This is a genomic window from Hymenobacter perfusus, from assembly GCF_003944765.1.
Taxonomy (GTDB): domain Bacteria; phylum Bacteroidota; class Bacteroidia; order Cytophagales; family Hymenobacteraceae; genus Hymenobacter; species Hymenobacter perfusus.
In genome coordinates this window covers 24558-40818 of the sequence record NZ_RWIU01000011.1, presented here as the reverse complement: position 1 = coordinate 40818, position 16261 = coordinate 24558, and the positions used below count along the sequence as shown (strand labels likewise).

Below are 16261 nucleotides of genomic sequence, written 5' to 3'. Positions count from 1 at the left end.
CGTTCGCCATGAACCACGAACCCACCGATTGCTGCGACGGCACCTGCTGCGGCGGCAATACTTCGGGCTGCTGCTAAGCTAGCCGAAGTGCCACAGAAAAAGAGCAGGCGAGGGCCTGCTCTTTTTTCTCGTTTCTTATTTAAGCGTTTGCTTAAATAAGAAAACAGTACTTTTACGAAAACGAGTAGTATGGCCACCTCCTGTATTCGCGTCTTTGCCGACGCTGCGCACATTGAACACAGCAAGCAGCGCCTGGCCGCGGCTGCGCCGGGCCTCGAAGCCGTGGCGGCGGTACTGGCCCTGGCCGGCAACGACGTGCGCCTGAAAATGCTGTATCTGCTGCTCGACCAGCAGCAGCTGTGCGTGTGTGACCTAGCCGATGTGCTGCAGATGAACGTGTCGGCCATCTCGCAGCACCTGCGCAAGCTCAAGGACGGCGGCGTGGTGCAGGCGCGCAAAGTGGGCCAGACCGTGTTTTACACCCTGACTCCCGCCCTGCGCCCCGTGATAGAGCCGTTGCTGGGGTCCGTTTCCACCTCCCTCACGCCTGCTGCCGTATGAACCAACCTGCTTCCACACCCACCAAGTCTCTGGCCGGTACGGGCCTGCTGGCTGCGCTGGCCGCTTCACTGTGCTGCATTACCCCCCTGCTGGCCATTGTCGGGGGGCTGGGCGGCGTTGCCTCCACCTTCGCCTGGTTGGAACCCTTGCGTCCCTATCTGGTAGCCCTGACCGTGGGCGTCCTGGGCTTCGCCTGGTACCAGCAACTGCGACCCGCGCCAACGGCAGCCGATGACTGCGGCTGCCCCGTGCCGGCCAAGCCCTCGCTGATGCAGTCGCGGGGCTTTCTGGGCACGGTCACCGTGCTGGCCGCGCTGCTGCTGGCCTTTCCCTACTACGGGGCGCAATTCTACCCGACAGCAGTTCCCAAGCCAGGGGTGGCTACCAGCGCCGCCCCGGTGCTACAAACCAGTTCCTACCGCATTAGCGGCATGACCTGCGAGGCCTGCGCCCGTCACGTGGAGCACGACGTGCAGCAGCTGCCGGGCGTGCAGCGCGTGCAGGTCTCCTACGAACAGGGCACGGCTCAGGTCCGCTTCAATGCCGCCGTCACGCCCGTGGCCCAGGTAGAGGCCGCCATCAACGGCACCGGCTATTCGGTGCTGAACCCTTCCGCTACCCGTTAATTGTCCCTGCTATGATTCCGATAACGCCTCCCAGCACCCAGCCCGCCGTTACGCTGACGTCCGTGCTTACCTGTCCGGTGTGCCAGCACGCGCAGGCCGAGCAGATGCCGACTGATGCCTGCCAGTGGTTTTACGAATGCACCAGCTGCCACACCGTGCTCAAGCCCCTGGCCGGCGACTGCTGCGTGTACTGCTCGTACGGCACCGTGCCCTGCCCGCCCATCCAGGAACAGGGCAAAGGCGCCTGCGGCTGCTGCTAGTTGTTCACTTGTTGCTTTTAACTTTTTACCTCCCCAACTCATGAAAAACCTCCTGCTTGCCCTGACCCTGCTGGCCACCATCGGTAGTGCTACCGCCAACGACGGCAAACCCGGCAAAAAGTCCAAGAAAGCGGCCAAGGAAGCCACCATGCAATGCGCAAAAGACGAGAAGCCTGGCGCCAGCTGCTGCGCCAAGAAGCCGACCAGCGCGGCCGTGGTGACGCCGGCAGCTACCGAAACCGTGAAGAAGTAAGCCCGCGTTGGGTGGCTGACAAGCTGCTAATCAAAAGAGAAAAAGCGCCGGACTCGCGTAGTCCGGCGCTTTTTTCTTGAATCAGTTGCCTCTCAGGTCTGTATCCCCCAGAGCTGCGGGTACCGGCCAGGCTGGCGCCAGCGTCCACCCCGCATCCAGCAGCTTCACGCTGGCGCACGCCGGTCCGCCGTCCCCGGCCCGGCCTTGGATGCGGGCCTGCAGCGTCAGGTCCGGCTTAGCCAGGGCCTGTTCTACCAGTTCCCGGGTCAGCGCCGGCAGGGGCACTTTGGCCCGGCGGGACCAGCCGGAATCGGCCTGACCGGCATAGGTGCCGGCGTTTACGTAGAGAAAGCGCCCCTGCACCGGGCCGTGGACGGCGGGCCCACCCAACCGGGGCGCCTCCTCTTCCTTAGGATAAGATACCGCGGCTAGCACCTCAAAAAGCAACATCCCCCCGGGGAAGGCGACCGGCGGAACCAGTTCGTGGGCACCGCGTTGCAGCATCAGTGTAACGCCGGCTGGGGCATCGAGGACTTGCAGTTGCAGACGCAGCAGCGGTTTCATAGCGGAAAAATAGGGGGCCGGCGCAATCTTCCGGCTGACGTCTTCGATGAGGGCGGGTGTTGAGCGAGAAACGCCCAGTAGATACAGTTGACTACTCGCGTACTGCGCGGAAGCACATACCGTTATTTGGCAGCCAGGGCGTTTGTGGTGCCGCTGTACCAGCGGCGCCGGAACCAGAAGGCCAAGTTGACCAGCGCAATCAGCGCCGGCACCTCAATCAGCGGCCCAATCACGCCCGCAAACGCTTGCCCCGAGTTGAGCCCGAATACCCCGATGGCCACCGCAATGGCCAACTCGAAGTTGTTGCCCGTGGCCGTGAAGGCAATGCTCGCATTCTCCGCGTAATCTGCCCCCAGGTACTTGCCGGCGGCGAAGCTGAGCACGAACATGATGCCGAAGTACAGGGCCAGCGGAAGGGCAATGCGCAGTACGTCCAGCGGCACTTGCACGATGGTTTCGCCCTTGAGGCTGAACATGACGACGATGGTGAGCAGCAACGCCACCAGGGTAATGGGGCTGATGGCCGGAATGAAGACCTTCTCATACCACTCATTGCCCTTCAGCCGGCGCAGCATAGTGCGCGACAGAAAACCGGCCGCAAACGGAATGCCCAGGTACACGAGCACACTCTGCGCAATGTCCCAGATGCCGATGTTCACGGCGTACCCTTTCAGCCCGAAGTACGGCGGTAGCACCGTGATAAACAGCCAAGCCAGCACCGAGTAAAACAGCACCTGGAAGATGGAATTAAGCGCCACCAGCCCGGCCGCGTATTCGCGCGAGCCGTCGGCCAGGTCGTTCCACACCAGCACCATGGCAATGCAGCGGGCAATGCCAATCAAAATCAGGCCCATCATGTACTCGGGCTTGTCGGGCAGCAGCCAGATGGCCAGGAAGAACATGAGCAGCGGGCCAAGTATCCAGTTCAGAAACAAGGACAGCCCGATGATGCGCGTGTTTTTAAACACCGTCGGCAGCTGCTCGTACTTCACCTTGGCCAGCGGCGGGTACATCATCAGAATCAGGCCAATGGCCAGCGGCACGTTCACCGTGCCTACCGAGAAATAGTTGATGGCCCCGTTGATGCCCGGCACGAAGTAGCCCAGGCCCACGCCCAGCGCCATGGCCAGGAATATCCACAGCGTAAGGCCGCGGTCCAGACCGGAGAGTTTCTTTTCCGCCAGCGCGGCCGGAGCCGGCGCGGCGGGTACCGCTTGATTCAAGGTCGACATAAAGAAGTAAGGTTAAGCGGCGCCGATGGTCGGGCTGCGCCGTTCCATCTGCACGGTGTTGCGCCACACGCCGTGGTGCTGGCCAATCCGTTCGCGGTAGCCGATAACCCGGAACCCGGCCTGCGTGTGCAGGCCGATGCTGGCCGTGTTTTCTTGAAACGTGCCCGCCTGCAGCGTCCAGATGCCGTGGGCCTCCGACTCGGCAATCAGGGCCTGCAGCAACTGCCGGCCCACGCCCTGGCCCCGCGCCTCGGCGGCGATGTAGATGCTGATTTCGGCCACGCCGCCGTACACGCAGCGGCCCGACACCGGCGAGAGGGCCGCCCAGCCCAGGACCGTGCCGGTCTCGTCCATGGCCACCAGCCGGCTATGGCCCAGGTGGGCCTTATCCCATGCTTCCCAGGCAGGTGCCTGCGTTTCAAACGTGGCGTTGCCCGTGGCCATGCCCGCCTCGTAAATGGCCTTAACTGCCGGCCAATGGGCTTCCAGAAGTGGTAGAATGGTCATTACTATAGCCAGTTAATAAGCCTTGCGCAGCATGTTCGCGTATTCGTTGGGCAGCGGCGAGGCCTCCACCGCCTGCGCGGCTTTCTCCACGTCGTAGGCCACCCGCACCAGCTCCGAACGCACACTGGCCGGGTCGGTCAGCTTCGTATTATCATCGAGGTGCAGCAGCTGGTAGGCCGCCCGCGGGTCCCCGTCTTTTGGCTTGCCCACCGAGCCAATGTTGAGCGCGTGCCGGTAGCGGGTCTCGCCCTCCACTTCGTAGGCAAACGTGCGGTGGTAGGGCTTGTGGGTGTGGCCGAAGAGCATGATATCGGCATTGGCCTCTTGCAGGATGCGCAGGAAGCTGGCCTCGGGCCGGTCCTCGAACAGGTACTCGTTGATTTTGCGCGGCGAGCCGTGCACCATGAGCAGGCTCAGCGTGCAGGGCTCTTCCTGGAAGTCCAGGCGCATGTGCTTGGGCAGGTAACGCAAGTAGCGCCGCTCGTCTTTCCCCACCACCTGGTTGGTGAAGGCGATACTTTGCGCGCCCAGGTCTTTTTCCGTGTCGGTTTTGTAAGCGCAGCCGCAATTCTCGCTGGCCAGCCCAATGCCTTGGTCGTAGTTGCCGGCCAGCGTCGGGATGCCCCGCCGCCGCACCTCGTTCACGACTTCGTTGGGCCAGGGCGCGTAGCCCACCAAATCACCCAGGCAGAAAATCATGTCCGGCCGGCGCTGCTCCATATCAGCCAGCACCGCTTCCAGGGCCGGCAGGTTGCCGTGCACGTCGGAGAAAAAGGCAATCGTCATCAGAAAGAGAAATAAGGAGAGGTTGGGAAAGCAAAACGGCGCCACCCGGAAGGGCAGCGCCGTTGCGCAAGCTTAGCAGCACCCGCCGCCCGGGGTGCAGCCTGCTACCTGCAACTGGGGCAGGGCCAGGGCGCTATCCGGAATGCCGCAGGCGTCCTGGGCCAGGCAGGCGGTCTGCTTTTGCGTCAGCACGAAGTCGGTGCCGTCGAAGGCAAGGCCGAACTTGCCGATGGTGGCCTGCTGGTATTCCACCTCAATGTCCAGGTCGTCGGGGCCCAGAATCTTCTCCGACAGCCGGAGGATGTGCAGGAATTTCTGGGGCGCGAGGCGGTGGTCGTAGTCGCCGGCTTCCCAGAGCTGGAAGTTAGCCACCGTTTCGCGGCGCTCCACCCCGCCGCAGTCGATGAAGTGCTTGCTGACCAGGCCGACTTCCGTCACGTGGAAGTGGGCGGGCAGGTACGTGCCGTCGGGCAGGCGGAAATTAACAGCGTCGAGTCCGGCGAGGGACTGCTTCATTTCGGAGATTTTCATAGGTCAGAATGGCTGAAGTGAGCGGAAACGGTTAGCAGGCGCAGGCATCGGCAGGCCCGCAGGCTGGGCCGGTGGTGGCTTCGATGAAAAAGGAGGTGAACTGCTGGTAGACCTGTTGGAGCAACTCGGTATTAAGGCAGTAGCAGACGGTAAGCCCGTCAATCTCGCCGCGAATCAAATCCAGGGCCTTGAGCTCCTGCAGGTGCTGCGAAACCGTGGTGCGTGACAGGGGCAGCTCGGCGGCGATGTCGCCCGATATGCAGGTCTGCTTGCTGGCCAGAAACTGGATAATGGCCACCCGGGCCGGGTGCGCCAACGCTTTGGCCACGCGGGCCAGTTGCTGTTGCTCCTGGGTGAAGGCGGCGGTTTTGGCGTAAGTCATCGGGAAAGCTGTGAAGTATGTCGCAAATATACGACATAATATGACGCATGTTTACGTCATGACGTTTTTTCACTACGATGGGGTTTAGCTCAGTAGGACTTATCAGGGGGCTTTACCGCAAAAACCGGCCTGAAAGGTCTTTGTAGCGAGTATAATGTTCGGCTACGGTTGCCAGCGGATGATAAAGTTTTTTAGCGGGTTCTTCTTGATAATGGTTGTTAGCTGCCCGTCAGCGTAGCGGTATTCGTCTTCCCGCCCGTCGCGTCGGGCCTGGTAAGTGTTGCCGGGCGCTGAGCTCAGCATGAAATAGTCGCCAAAGTATTCGCCGTAGGCCTGCGCCTGTCCGGCGGGCACTCCGAAGAACATATCCGTCACCGTGTAGCGGATGGGCTGCCGCAGGGTGCCGCGATAGTGGTGCTTATACTGGTCGGCCACGATGTCGTAATGGTCCCCTTTCCACTCGGTGCGCGAGGCAAAGTCGCCCTGATTGGTATGCGCTTCCACCGTGGAGAGCAGCAGCTGGCCGCCGCGGACTAGGTTGATAACCTTGTAGTACACTTTGAGGTGATATAGCAGAAAGTTAACCTGCACGTCGCTGACCAGCGTGTAGCGGACGTCAGCAGCACTCAGGGGTTGGCGGGTGGCCGTCATGGTGCCCACGCGCAGCCCGGCTACCTCGATAGCGTAGCGGCGTACCTCTGCTGAGGGCGGGTGTTGCGCCCGCGCCGCCACCGGCAGCAGGGTGCTCCCAAGCAAAGCGGCGGTGGTCAACCAACAGGGGCGCATAGCAGGTAGCAAAACGCCCGGCGGGCAGCAGGCTCACCGGGCGTTGAAGGATGGAATGGATTAACAGCAGCCGCCGCCGTCGTAGTGGTAGGTTGCGGGCGAGACGAAAATATCGTCGCGGCCGAGGGCCAGCAGCGCGGCGGCGGTTTTGTCGCACACGGCCAGGGGCTGGTTTTGTAGCAGCACGTGGCCTTTCTGGTCGTCAAACAGCTCCTGACCGCCGTAGTAAATGGCCGTGCGGCCGGTGAAGATGCAGGGGCCGTCGGTGGGCATGGGGTCCTTGATGGCGCACACTTCCACGCTTTCGATGTAAATCAGCTCGTCGGTGGCGTAGTGCCGGGGCGACAACACGCGGTAGGCGCGCCGGGCCCGCACTTCCACCGTGCCAAAGCCCACGGAGGTAATCAAATCGAGGTACTGCTGCAGGGGCAGCGAGCCAGTGAGGCACAGGGCCCGCAGCCGCTCGTCGGCCCGCAGCTCCTCGCTCATGGGCTGCTCGCAGGTCGGGTCCGACATGACGAGGCGGCCGTGAGGCTTGAGCACGCGGTAGGTTTCCTGCAGGGCCTGGCGCAGGTCGTCGAGCTTGAAGATGTTGAACAGGCAGTTCTGAGCGGCCACATCCACGCTTTCGTCGTCCACGGGCAGGTGCAGGGCGTCGCCGGCGCGCAGGTCCACAAACTCGCTTTGGAACCACTCGTTCTGCTCCTCGGCCGTGCGCATGTTCTGGCGTGAGGCCTCCAGCATTTCCGGCACCACATCCACGCCGATGACGGCGCCGGGGCGGCGGCTGAAGTAGGCAAACTGCAGCAGCTCCATTCCGCCGCCCACGCCCACGTAGAGCACGGTGGGGCTGCCGGTAAGGTCGCGCGGGTTCACGGTGCTGCCACAGCCGTAATTCATCGAGAGCATGCGCGGCGGAATGCGCAGGCCGGGCAGCTGCCACACCGGGTTGGTAGTACAGCACAGGCCCACCTGGGGCTCCTGGGCCGCCTGGCGGTACACGTCGGCGGTGGTGTCTAAGTAGCTCATCAGCAAATAAGAGAGGGGGAGGTCAGTGGGTGCGGCTTACTGTTGGTTCAGGTTCCAGTTGTAGTCCAGGTAGCTCACCTTCGCGTCGGCGTTCATCTTGGTCGTGGCGTACCTGTTGACCCACTTGGCTACTGACTGTCCGTTCTTGTTCCAGTCGCCTTTGTACCAATCGAAGTATTTGGAGAGCTGGGCGCTTGCCGGGCCCACCTTGTTTTTGGCCGGGTTGCGGAGAAAGTCGCGGCCCTGCTCGTCGAGCTGCCGGTCCAGCTTGTCGGCCGTGTAGGCCTCGTTGCGCAGGCGCGGGCAGGAAATGGCGGCGCACACCAGGGCAAAGTGAATGCGCGGGTCGTCGTATTTCTTGCGCAGGGTGCCGTGCTCGATTTCGTCCAGGCTCATTTTCTGGCCGCCGATAGTGAAAAACTCCGCTGCCCAGGGCGTGGTCACGAAGGGAATTTTGATTTTGGAGCCGATGTCCTTGATGCTCTTCACCGGGTAGTGGTTCAGAATGAGCCGGATGGTGTAGGCGTTGTAGGCGTTTATCCAATACGCCATCTGTTCGGGCTTGCTCCAGGACGCCGCCGGCGGGTTCTTGCTCAGCTTATCCAGGTACTGGTTCAGCTCCTGCTGGTCCGCTTTCCAGGCCTGGTAGTTGACGAGCCCCTGCTCGTTGACGTACTTTTTCAGCAGCCGGTCGTAGGCTGTGTGGTCGACGGCGGCCGCCGGCCCGTTCCGCAGGGGGCCGGGCGCAGGCGCCACAAACGCCATGAGCGCGGCGCCCACGGCACCCAGGAGCAACACAACTAGGAAGATTCTGCGCATTAGGAAAGGATACGGTTGAGCCGGCATATACGGCAAGCGGCTATGGAGAAGATTGCCACCTGGTAAATCTTTGGACCCCCGCCACTGCGTAGAGAATAAACACCCTGCCCGCCGCATGTTCCTGAATACCTCGCTGCTCGGCCTTTCCTGCTGGTCGACTCCCCCCGACACCGTGCCCAAGCGCGTGGCGGTGTTTCCGCTGCCGCTGGTTTACTACACACCCGAAACCCGGCTGGCCTACGGGGCGGCGGCCACGGCCACGGTGCGCTTTCGCCGCGACGCGGGCGACAGCACCGCCCGGCCCTCGCAGCTCACCTTTGGCGTGGCCTACACCCAGAACCGGCAGCTGCTCATCTACCTGCCCTTCCAGGTGTTCTACGACCACAACCGATACTATGCCTACGGCGAAGCCGGCTACTATCGCTACAGCTACTTCTTCTTCGGAGTAGGAGAACAACAGGTGCCGCAGGAGCTCTACGAGGTCAATTTCCCGCGTATCCGCCTCAACGCCTTCCGGCGTATCGGGCCGGGCGGGCGGCGCGGCACACTCTACGCCGGCCTGCGCTACCAGGTCGAAGACTACGACGTAACCCGTACCGAACCCAACGGCCTGTTGGGCAGCGGCACCGTGCCGGGCGGCCGCGGCAGCCGCCTGACGGGCGGCGGGCTCGGCCTGTTTTGTGACGCCCGCGACCGGGTGTTCTTTCCCACCCGGGGCGTGGTAGCCGACGTGGCCTACTGGCACCGCAACCGTGCCGCGGCGCCTGAGGGCACCACGCGCTTCAGCCGCCTCTCGGCCGATGTCTCTTCCTATCATCGCCTGGGCCCGCACGTGGTGCTGGCCGTGAACTACTTCGCCAGCTACACGACGGGCACCGCGCCCTTCAACGCCCTCTCGCTGCTGGGCGGTACCAAGCGCCTGCGCGGTTACTACGAGGGCCGGTACCGCGACCAGAACGCGGCCGTGCTGCAAACCGAGCTGCGCCTGCCGGTGTACCGGCGGCTGGGTGCGGTGGTGTTTGGCGGGGTAGGCGCGCTGGGCGACGAGGCGCGCTTGCTGCGCCTGGTCGCGCCGAATGCCGCCTACGGGGCGGGCCTGCGCTTTACGGTAAACCGCCGCGACCACCTGAACCTGCGGCTCGATTACGGCCTGGGCCGGCACTCTAGCGGCTTGTACATTACCATCGGCGAAGCTTTTTAACGCATTTTCGTACCTCGACTATTCCCGCATCTATCCCCCGACCCTATGCTGCTGAGCGTTATCATTCCCACGTATAACGAAGCCGACAACATCGGCCGCCTGGTGGCCGAGCTGCGCCGCCACGACCCGGACCACAGCGTGGAAATCCTGGTGGTCGATGCCGGCAGTGCGGACGGCACGGCCGAAGCCGCCCGCAGCGCCGGCGCCACGGTGCTGCGCTCGCCCAAGCCGGGCCGAGCGTGCCAGATGAACCACGGCGCCCGCCACGCCACCGGCGAGATTCTCTACTTCGTGCACGCCGACGTGGGCATTCACCCCGGCTACGTCACGACCGTCCGGCGGGCCGTGCGCGACGGCTACCCGGCGGGCTGTTACCGCTTCCGCTTCGACTCCTCTCATCCCTTGCTGCGCCTCAACAGCTACGGCACCCGCTTCGAGGGCATCATGAGCCGCGGCGGTGACCAGACGCTGTTCATTACCCGCGCCCTGTTCGAGGAGCTCGGCGGCTTCGACGAGCACTACTGCATCATGGAGGATTTTGACATCATCCGCCGCATCCGGCGGCGGGCCCGCTTTCTGATAGTGCCCCACGACGTGGTCGTGTCGGCCCGCAAGTACGAAACCAACTCCTGGCTGCGCGTGCAGCTGGCCAACCTGACGGCCTTTTCGATGTTCTTCCTCAAGGTAGCGCCCCCGCGCATTGCCCGCACCTACAAGGCGCTGCTCAATTACCGCTGATGGACGGGCCCGTGCTGGTGACCGGCGCCGACGGCTTTCTGGGCCGCCACCTCGTGCAGGAGCTCCTGCAGCGAGGTTATTCGGTGCGGGCGCTGGTCCGGCCCGCCCAGGAGTCCGTTGCTTCTCCCCTACCGCCCCTTTCCGCCCTGGGCGTCGACGTCCGCCCGGGCGACCTGTGCCGGCCGGATTCACTGGCGGGGCTGGCCGAGGGCTGCGCGGCCATCATTCACGCCGCGGCCCGGGCCGAGGTGAACCCAGCGCGCAGCCCGGCCGTGTGGGCCACCAACCTGGGCGGCACGGAAGCGGTGCTGCAACTGGCCCGGCAGGCCGAGGTCGGCCGCTTCGTGTATGTGGGCACGGCCAACGTTTTCGGCTTCGGCAGCCGCCTGCACCCCGGCGACGAAACCCGCCCCTACGCCGGGCAGCGCTACGGACTGGACTACATGGATAGCAAGCGGGCCGCCACCGACCGGGTGCTGCAGGCCGTAGCCGAGTGGCAGCTGCCGGCCGTGCTGGTGCACCCCACGTTCATGCTGGGGCCGGGCGACGCCAAGCCGACCTCCAATGCCCTGCTGCTGGAGCTCTACCGCGGCAAGCTGCCCGGCTACCCGCCCGGCGGCAAAAACTACGTGCACGTGCGCGACGTGGCCGTGGCCACGGTCAACGCCCTGACGCGGGGGCGGGTCGGCGAGTCCTACATCCTGGGCCACGAAAACCTGAGCTACCGGGAGGCCTTTGGGCTAATGGCCCGGCTGATGGGCGTGCGTCCGCCGGCCCGGCCCATCCCGGCGCCGCTGGCCCGGCTCTACGGAGCCACCTGTGACGTCAAAGCGCGGCTGACCGGCCGCCCGGCGCAGCTCAACGCGGCCATGGCGGCCGTGGCCAATGACGGCCACTATTTCAGCGTCCAGAAGGCCCGCACGGAACTCGGGCTGCCGCAGACCGAGCTGGAAAAAGCCATTACCGAAGCCTTTCACTGGTTTAAAGCCCACGGCTATGTTTGACCCCCACCCCCCAGTCCCGGCGGCGCAGCAGGCAGCAGCCTCCCAGGCAGCGGCGGAGCCGGCCCGGACGCCGCCGCGCCCGCTGCCCACCCAAGGCACTTTTGCCGGTCAGGTGGCCATCGTTACCGGCTCGGAATCGGGCATTGGGCGGGAAACGGCCCGGCTGCTGTGCCAGCAGGGGGCGGCCGTGGTGTTGAACGGGCGCAATACCGAGCGCCTGGGGCAGACGCTGAACGACTTCGAGACGGCGGGCTACGCCGTGGTGGCCTGCGTGGCCGACGTGACGGACTACGCGAGCTGCCAGCGCCTGGTGACCACGGCTGTGGCATCCTTCGGGCGGCTCGACGTTCTGGTGGCCAACGCCTGCATCTCGCAGCGGGCCTATTTCCGCGACATGCAGCCGGAGGTGTTCCGGCAGGTGCTCGACAGCAACGTGTACGGCGCGGTGTACCCGCTCATGGCCGCCTTGCCGGAACTGACGCGGGCTCGGGGCAGCGTCACGTTCATCTCGTCCATTTCGGCGCTCAACGGCATGCCCTCGGGCTCGGCGTACTGCGCCGGCAAAGCGGCCGTGGCCAACCTGGCGCATACGCTACGCCTGGAGCTGGCCAGCACCGGCATCCACCTGGGCGTGGTGCACATCGGCTTTACGCAAAACGACGCCGACAAGCGCGTGCTCGATGCCAGCGGCCAGCCCGTGCCCATTGCCTACCGCCCGCCGCGCTTTCAGAAAAGCCAGGTGGAGGTGGCCGGCATCATCCTCGGCCACATCCGGCGGCGCCGGCAGCGCACGGTGATTTCCGCCCTGGGCTGGCTGATTCTGGTAGTGCACAGCTATTTCCCGCGCCTGGGCGACTGGTTTGTGCGCACCAGCTTCCGCCGGTTTCGTCATTGGTACGAGTGACAATCTACTTGTCCCCAGCGTTTCGTACATGCAGTTCCTTTCCCCACTGCCCCACTCATTTCTACCCTCATGGAGAAGACCTATTACAACCCCGCGGACTTGGCCAAATTCGGTAACATCTCTGACTGGCAGCCCGAAATGGGCCGCAAGTTCTTCGAGTATTACGGGGAGGTGTTCAAGGAAGGTGCCCTCACCGAGCGGGAAAAGGCCCTGATTGCCTTGGCCGTGGCCCATGCCGTGCAGTGCCCTTATTGCATCGACGCCTATACCACCGACTCGCTGCAGAAGGGTGCCGACGAAGCCCAGATGATGGAAGCCGTGCACGTGGCGGCGGCCATCAAAGGCGGCGCCCTGCTGGTGCACGGCGTGCAAATGATGAACAAGGCCAAAGACCTCTCCATGTAAGCCACGGCCGGCGCCGCGCGCCCGGCCCTTTGCTCCCTGCTATGAAATCACTCAAGGCCTCGGGCCACCAGCTGGCTGACTCGGCCTTTCAACTGACCGTGCTGCGCCAGGAAGTAGTGGACACGCTGCACCTGCCCCCGTTCGCGGAAAAGCTACGGGGGGCCGGGCTGTTTCCGCTGGTGCCGGTGGCGCCCGCTATCCTGCAAATCAACGTGGGCAAGATGTGCAATCAAGTGTGCAAGCACTGCCACGTGGACGCCGGGCCCGACCGCAAGGAAATCATGACCCGCGCGACGATGCAGCTCTGCCTCGACGCGCTGGCCCAAACCGACATTGCCACGGTGGACCTGACCGGCGGCGCCCCCGAAATGAACCCCGACTTTCGCTGGTTTGTGGAGCAGATTCATGCCTTGGGCCGCCACGTCATCGTGCGCTGCAACCTGACCATCATCGTAGCCAACAAGAAGTACCACGACCTGCCCGCGTTCTTCAAGGCTCACGGCGTGGAAGTGGTCAGCTCCCTACCCTTCTACAACGCCAAAACTACCGACCGCCAGCGGGGCGACGGGGTATTTGAGGATTCCATCCGGGCGCTGAAGATGCTCAACGCCGTCGGCTACGGCCAGCCCGGCTCGGGGCTGACGCTGAACTTGGTCTACAACCCCAACGGCGCCTTTCTGCCCGGCTCCCAAAAAGGGCTGCAGGAGCAGTTCAAGCGGGCCCTGGGCAAAGACTTTGGCATTGTCTTCAACGAGCTGTTTGCCATCACCAACATTCCGGTGAGTCGCTACCTGGACTTTCTCATTGAGTCGGGCAACTATGCGGGCTACATGGAAAAACTGGTGGCGGCCTTCAACCCCACCGCGGCGGCCGGGGTGATGTGTCGCAACACAATTTCCGTGAGCTGGGACGGCTACCTCTACGACTGTGACTTCAACCAGATGCTGGAGCTCCACGTGGCCAGCACCGTGCAGCACATCCGCGACTTCGACGCCGCGGCGCTGGCCCAACGCTCGGTCGTTATCAACCAGCACTGCTATGGCTGCACGGCCGGCTCCGGCTCCAGCTGCGGCGGCACAACTGCTTGATGCCCTTTTGTGGCTTTGGAATTTGGGGCGCTGCCGATACCCAGGAATCACGGGCGCTTTTTAGCGACGTTTTCGTAGTTCCGCCTGTGGGGTGAGCAGCCCCTGCAAATCCGTAGGAATAGGCATGGGCTGCTCGGCTTTGACGTTGGCTCCGCCCGTGTTGCCAGTGGGCACCTGACCGACCAGCGAGCCGAGAAAGCCGAAGAAGATGCGCGGCAGCTGGCCCAGCATCTCGCGCCCATTGCCTGTGCGCCAGCCGTGCCGCAACATGAGCAGATGCACCTGTGTGTGCGGCCAGGCCCAGCGCTGCCCCAGGATATGGGCGCGCTCCAGATGATGGAACGCACGCGCCGGCTCTTGTTGAGTATAGGCGCGGTGAGCAGCCCGCAGTTCCGCTTGGTAATGCGGCCGCAAGCGAGCCGGAAGCAGCAATGTGTTCATGGCTTAAAACTTCATGCGCTGAATGCGAACGGCGTTGAGAATCGCAAGCAGGGCCACGCCCACGTCGGCAAACACCGCCTCCCACATGGTGGCCACGCCGCCGGCGCCGAGGGCCAGCACCACGGCTTTCACGCCGAAAGCCAGCCAGATGTTCTGCCACACCACGTTGTGCGTGGCCCGGGCAATGCGACGGGCCGTAGCAATTTTACTTGGGTGGTCGGTTTGAATCACCACGTCCGCCGTTTCGATGGTGGCGTCCGAGCCCAGCCCGCCCATGGCAATGCCCACGTCGGCTAGGGCTACCACCGGCGCATCGTTTACCCCATCGCCCACAAACGCCAGCTTGCGGCCTTCAGTGAGGTACTGCTGCACATAGCGGGCCTTGTCTTCGGGCAGCAGGCCGCCGTGCGCTTCGGTGATGCCCAGCTCCTGGGCTACCCGCTGCACGATGCTGTCTTTGTCGCCGGAGAGCATCACGATTTTGGTGATGCCATCGGCCTTGAGCTCCTGCACGGCGCGGGCCGCGTCTTCCTTTGGGGCATCGGCTACGGTCAGGTAGCCGGCGTATTTGCCGTCCACGGCGGCCACCACGATGCTGTCCACCACCTGGTCGACTTCCGGCGGGTAAGCCACGCTGAACTTGGTCAGCAGCTTGGTGTTGCCGGCCAGCACGTCGCGGCCGTCCACTTTGCCGCGCAGGCCGTGGCCCGCGATTTCCTCCACCCCTTCCACCGGAACCCCCGTAGCTGCCGCGCCCACGTGGGTGACGACGGCCTTGGCAATGGGGTGGGTTGACTTGGTTTCCAGCGCGCCCACCAGCCGCAGCAATTGCTCCGGGGTGGTGCCAGCCCCCGGCTGCACCTGCTGCACGGCAAACACGCCCTGGGTGAGCGTGCCCGTCTTGTCCATCACCACGGTGTCAATTTCGCGCAGCACGTCCAGAAAGTTGGAGCCCTTGAACAGAATGCCGGCCTTCGAAGCCGCCCCGATGCCGCCGAAGTAGCCCAGCGGGATGCTGATGACCAGCGCGCAGGGGCAGGAAATGACCAGAAACACGAGCGCCCGGTAGAGCCAGGTGCGGAACACGTAGTCGTCGACCACGAAGTAGGGCACCACGATGAGCAGCACGGCCAGCGCCACGACGATGGGCGTGTAGATTTTGGCAAACTTGGTGATGAACTGCTGGGTCTTGGCCTTGCGGCCCACCGCGTCCTGCACCATGGCCAGAATCTTGCTCAGCTTGGTGTCCTTGAAGGCCGCCGTCACGCTCACCTGAATCAGGGATTCCAGGTTAATCATGCCCGCCAGCACGGGCTCGCCCGGCTGCTTGGTTTGCGGGGCCGATTCGCCGGTCAGCGCGGCCGTGTTGAAGTTGGCGGCCGTGGTGTTCAGGGTCCCGTCGAGAGCTACTTTCTCGCCGGGCCGCACTTCCATCACGTCGCCCACCTGCACTTCTTTCGGGTCGAGCACCAAGCTCTGGCCGTTGCGCACCACGGTAACTTCGGTGGCCTGGATTTCGAGCAGGGCCTTGATGCTGCGTTTGGCGCGGTTCACGGCCGCATCCTGAAACAGCTCGCCCACGGTGTAGAACAGCATCACGGCCACGCCTTCCGGGTACTCGCCGATGGCAAAGGCCCCGAGCGTGGCGATGCTCATGAGCAGAAACTCGTTGAAGATGTTGCCCGAGGGGATGCTCTGGATGGCCGAGCGAATGACTTTCCAGCCCACCAGCAGGAAGGCCGCCCCGTACCAGAGCAACCGCACGTAGCCGGCGAAGAAGCCCACCTGGTAGTAATCCAGCGCAATGCCCGAGAGCAGCAGCGCCAAGCTCACCCCGGGCCAGAGGTAGGGGTTGGCGCCGGCAGGCCCGTGGTCGTGGTCGTCGCCGTCCCCGTGGGAATGGCCGGTCTGCTCGTCGGCTGCTTCGCCGGCCAGGTCCACGACCTTTTTGCCAGCGGGGTGGTTGTGACCACTGTGGTCATGGCCGGGTACGTCGTGGCCCTCAGGCGCGGCGGCGGCTTCGGGCGAGAGCTGGTCGCGGCTCAGGGCGCCCACGTTTTCGGGCTTCACCTGCTTGGCTGTGTTCAGCTCTTCGTTGGTATTGGGGGAAGTGGGGTCAGGCATAAGGAAGCAATAGCATCGGT

21 protein-coding genes are annotated in these 16261 nt (G+C 64.0%); 10 read left to right on the top strand and 11 right to left on the bottom strand.

Going from position 1 to position 16261, the window contains the following annotated elements; genetic code table 11:
- Positions 1–189 precede the first annotated feature (189 nt).
- The 4 genes from EI293_RS21160 to EI293_RS21145 are packed head-to-tail and all read left to right on the top strand — an operon-like array spanning position 190 to position 1700.
- Positions 190–561, top strand: a complete 372-nt coding sequence (locus EI293_RS21160) for an ArsR/SmtB family transcription factor (RefSeq protein ID WP_125440554.1) — start codon at positions 190–192, stop codon at positions 559–561.
- Positions 558–1187 (top strand): mercuric transport protein MerTP, encoded by a 630-nt coding sequence (merTP, locus tag EI293_RS21155; RefSeq protein WP_125440553.1) that lies wholly within the window; start codon positions 558–560, stop codon positions 1185–1187. Before EI293_RS21160 ends, merTP begins: the two co-directional genes overlap by 4 nt.
- Positions 1188–1198: 11 nt before the next feature.
- Positions 1199–1447, top strand: a complete 249-nt coding sequence (locus EI293_RS21150) for a GDCCVxC domain-containing (seleno)protein (protein ID WP_125440552.1) — start codon at positions 1199–1201, stop codon at positions 1445–1447.
- 40 nt (positions 1448–1487) lie between these two features.
- Positions 1488–1700 (top strand): hypothetical protein, encoded by a 213-nt coding sequence (locus EI293_RS21145; protein ID WP_125440551.1) that lies wholly within the window; start codon positions 1488–1490, stop codon positions 1698–1700.
- An 81-nt stretch (positions 1701–1781) separates the two neighbouring features.
- Here the strand turns inward: EI293_RS21145 and EI293_RS21140 are convergent, their stop codons facing one another.
- The 9 genes from EI293_RS21140 to EI293_RS21100 all read right to left on the bottom strand — a co-directional run bounded on the left by EI293_RS21140 (position 1782) and on the right by EI293_RS21100 (position 8336).
- On the bottom strand, positions 1782–2264 hold the full coding sequence (locus tag EI293_RS21140) for a DUF5990 family protein (protein ID WP_125440550.1): 483 nt from the start codon (positions 2262–2264) through the stop codon (positions 1782–1784).
- 122 nt (positions 2265–2386) lie between these two features.
- The gene (gene arsB / locus EI293_RS21135; RefSeq protein WP_125440549.1) at positions 2387–3496 is read right to left on the bottom strand and encodes an ACR3 family arsenite efflux transporter; all 1110 of its coding nucleotides are present in this window, start codon (positions 3494–3496) and stop codon (positions 2387–2389) included.
- A gap of 12 nt (positions 3497–3508) precedes the next feature.
- A complete protein-coding gene (locus tag EI293_RS21130) occupies positions 3509–4003 on the bottom strand; it encodes a GNAT family N-acetyltransferase (protein ID WP_125440548.1) in 495 nt (164 codons plus the stop codon).
- A 12-nt stretch (positions 4004–4015) separates the two neighbouring features.
- Complete coding sequence (locus tag EI293_RS21125) at positions 4016–4789, bottom strand: metallophosphoesterase family protein (protein ID WP_125440547.1); 774 nt, start codon at positions 4787–4789, stop codon at positions 4016–4018.
- Between the two features lie 72 nt (positions 4790–4861).
- A complete protein-coding gene (locus EI293_RS21120; protein ID WP_125440546.1) occupies positions 4862–5320 on the bottom strand; it encodes a DUF6428 family protein in 459 nt (152 codons plus the stop codon).
- Positions 5321–5351: 31 nt separating this feature from the next.
- Entirely contained in the window at positions 5352–5702 is a 351-nt protein-coding gene (locus EI293_RS21115; protein WP_125440545.1) for an ArsR/SmtB family transcription factor, read from the bottom strand.
- A gap of 162 nt (positions 5703–5864) precedes the next feature.
- Positions 5865–6488 (bottom strand): DUF6134 family protein, encoded by a 624-nt coding sequence (locus EI293_RS21110; RefSeq protein WP_125440544.1) that lies wholly within the window; start codon positions 6486–6488, stop codon positions 5865–5867.
- A gap of 60 nt (positions 6489–6548) precedes the next feature.
- The gene (arsM, locus tag EI293_RS21105; protein WP_125440543.1) at positions 6549–7517 is read right to left on the bottom strand and encodes an arsenosugar biosynthesis arsenite methyltransferase ArsM; all 969 of its coding nucleotides are present in this window, start codon (positions 7515–7517) and stop codon (positions 6549–6551) included.
- Positions 7518–7553: 36 nt separating this feature from the next.
- Positions 7554–8336: a DUF547 domain-containing protein gene (locus EI293_RS21100; protein WP_125440542.1), complete on the bottom strand. Its 783-nt coding sequence runs from the start codon at positions 8334–8336 to the stop codon at positions 7554–7556.
- 115 nt (positions 8337–8451) lie between these two features.
- Here EI293_RS21100 and EI293_RS21095 point away from each other — a divergent pair, with 115 nt between their 5' ends.
- From EI293_RS21095 to arsS, 6 genes are all read left to right on the top strand, one after another.
- Entirely contained in the window at positions 8452–9537 is a 1086-nt protein-coding gene (locus EI293_RS21095; RefSeq protein WP_125440541.1) for a BamA/TamA family outer membrane protein, read from the top strand.
- A gap of 45 nt (positions 9538–9582) precedes the next feature.
- Positions 9583–10275: a TIGR04283 family arsenosugar biosynthesis glycosyltransferase gene (locus EI293_RS21090; protein ID WP_125440540.1), complete on the top strand. Its 693-nt coding sequence runs from the start codon at positions 9583–9585 to the stop codon at positions 10273–10275.
- Positions 10275–11279, top strand: coding sequence for an NAD-dependent epimerase/dehydratase family protein (locus tag EI293_RS21085; RefSeq protein WP_125440539.1), 1005 nt, complete (start codon positions 10275–10277; stop codon positions 11277–11279). Before EI293_RS21090 ends, EI293_RS21085 begins: the two co-directional genes overlap by 1 nt.
- Positions 11272–12183, top strand: coding sequence for an SDR family oxidoreductase (locus tag EI293_RS21080; RefSeq protein WP_125440538.1), 912 nt, complete (start codon positions 11272–11274; stop codon positions 12181–12183). Before EI293_RS21085 ends, EI293_RS21080 begins: the two co-directional genes overlap by 8 nt.
- A gap of 69 nt (positions 12184–12252) precedes the next feature.
- A complete protein-coding gene (locus EI293_RS21075; RefSeq protein WP_125440537.1) occupies positions 12253–12588 on the top strand; it encodes an arsenosugar biosynthesis-associated peroxidase-like protein in 336 nt (111 codons plus the stop codon).
- A gap of 41 nt (positions 12589–12629) precedes the next feature.
- Positions 12630–13676, top strand: a complete 1047-nt coding sequence (gene arsS, locus EI293_RS21070) for an arsenosugar biosynthesis radical SAM (seleno)protein ArsS (RefSeq protein WP_125440536.1) — start codon at positions 12630–12632, stop codon at positions 13674–13676.
- Between the two features lie 60 nt (positions 13677–13736).
- Here the strand turns inward: arsS and EI293_RS21065 are convergent, their stop codons facing one another.
- Positions 13737–14117: a DUF3703 domain-containing protein gene (locus EI293_RS21065; RefSeq protein ID WP_125440535.1), complete on the bottom strand. Its 381-nt coding sequence runs from the start codon at positions 14115–14117 to the stop codon at positions 13737–13739.
- A 3-nt stretch (positions 14118–14120) separates the two neighbouring features.
- On the bottom strand, positions 14121–16241 hold the full coding sequence (locus EI293_RS21060; RefSeq protein ID WP_125440534.1) for a heavy metal translocating P-type ATPase: 2121 nt from the start codon (positions 16239–16241) through the stop codon (positions 14121–14123).
- Between the last annotated feature and the right edge of the window lie 20 nt (positions 16242–16261).

What these genes read in the sequence shown, in the direction of transcription:
- EI293_RS21160 (WP_125440554.1), top strand. Translation starts at nt 190, where the DNA reads ATGGCCACCTCCTGTATTCGCGTCTTTGCCGACGCTGCGCACATTGAA.
- merTP (WP_125440553.1), top strand. Translation starts at nt 558, where the DNA reads ATGAACCAACCTGCTTCCACACCCACCAAGTCTCTGGCCGGTACGGGC.
- EI293_RS21150 (WP_125440552.1), top strand. Translation starts at nt 1,199, where the DNA reads ATGATTCCGATAACGCCTCCCAGCACCCAGCCCGCCGTTACGCTGACG.
- EI293_RS21145 (WP_125440551.1), top strand. Translation starts at nt 1,488, where the DNA reads ATGAAAAACCTCCTGCTTGCCCTGACCCTGCTGGCCACCATCGGTAGT.
- EI293_RS21140 (WP_125440550.1), bottom strand. Translation starts at nt 2,264, where the DNA reads ATGAAACCGCTGCTGCGTCTGCAACTGCAAGTCCTCGATGCCCCAGCC.
- arsB (WP_125440549.1), bottom strand. Translation starts at nt 3,496, where the DNA reads ATGTCGACCTTGAATCAAGCGGTACCCGCCGCGCCGGCTCCGGCCGCG.
- EI293_RS21130 (WP_125440548.1), bottom strand. Translation starts at nt 4,003, where the DNA reads ATGACCATTCTACCACTTCTGGAAGCCCATTGGCCGGCAGTTAAGGCC.
- EI293_RS21125 (WP_125440547.1), bottom strand. Translation starts at nt 4,789, where the DNA reads ATGACGATTGCCTTTTTCTCCGACGTGCACGGCAACCTGCCGGCCCTG.
- EI293_RS21120 (WP_125440546.1), bottom strand. Translation starts at nt 5,320, where the DNA reads ATGAAAATCTCCGAAATGAAGCAGTCCCTCGCCGGACTCGACGCTGTT.
- EI293_RS21115 (WP_125440545.1), bottom strand. Translation starts at nt 5,702, where the DNA reads ATGACTTACGCCAAAACCGCCGCCTTCACCCAGGAGCAACAGCAACTG.
- EI293_RS21110 (WP_125440544.1), bottom strand. Translation starts at nt 6,488, where the DNA reads ATGCGCCCCTGTTGGTTGACCACCGCCGCTTTGCTTGGGAGCACCCTG.
- arsM (WP_125440543.1), bottom strand. Translation starts at nt 7,517, where the DNA reads ATGAGCTACTTAGACACCACCGCCGACGTGTACCGCCAGGCGGCCCAG.
- EI293_RS21100 (WP_125440542.1), bottom strand. Translation starts at nt 8,336, where the DNA reads ATGCGCAGAATCTTCCTAGTTGTGTTGCTCCTGGGTGCCGTGGGCGCC.
- EI293_RS21095 (WP_125440541.1), top strand. Translation starts at nt 8,452, where the DNA reads ATGTTCCTGAATACCTCGCTGCTCGGCCTTTCCTGCTGGTCGACTCCC.
- EI293_RS21090 (WP_125440540.1), top strand. Translation starts at nt 9,583, where the DNA reads ATGCTGCTGAGCGTTATCATTCCCACGTATAACGAAGCCGACAACATC.
- EI293_RS21085 (WP_125440539.1), top strand. Translation starts at nt 10,275, where the DNA reads ATGGACGGGCCCGTGCTGGTGACCGGCGCCGACGGCTTTCTGGGCCGC.
- EI293_RS21080 (WP_125440538.1), top strand. Translation starts at nt 11,272, where the DNA reads ATGTTTGACCCCCACCCCCCAGTCCCGGCGGCGCAGCAGGCAGCAGCC.
- EI293_RS21075 (WP_125440537.1), top strand. Translation starts at nt 12,253, where the DNA reads ATGGAGAAGACCTATTACAACCCCGCGGACTTGGCCAAATTCGGTAAC.
- arsS (WP_125440536.1), top strand. Translation starts at nt 12,630, where the DNA reads ATGAAATCACTCAAGGCCTCGGGCCACCAGCTGGCTGACTCGGCCTTT.
- EI293_RS21065 (WP_125440535.1), bottom strand. Translation starts at nt 14,117, where the DNA reads ATGAACACATTGCTGCTTCCGGCTCGCTTGCGGCCGCATTACCAAGCG.
- EI293_RS21060 (WP_125440534.1), bottom strand. Translation starts at nt 16,241, where the DNA reads ATGCCTGACCCCACTTCCCCCAATACCAACGAAGAGCTGAACACAGCC.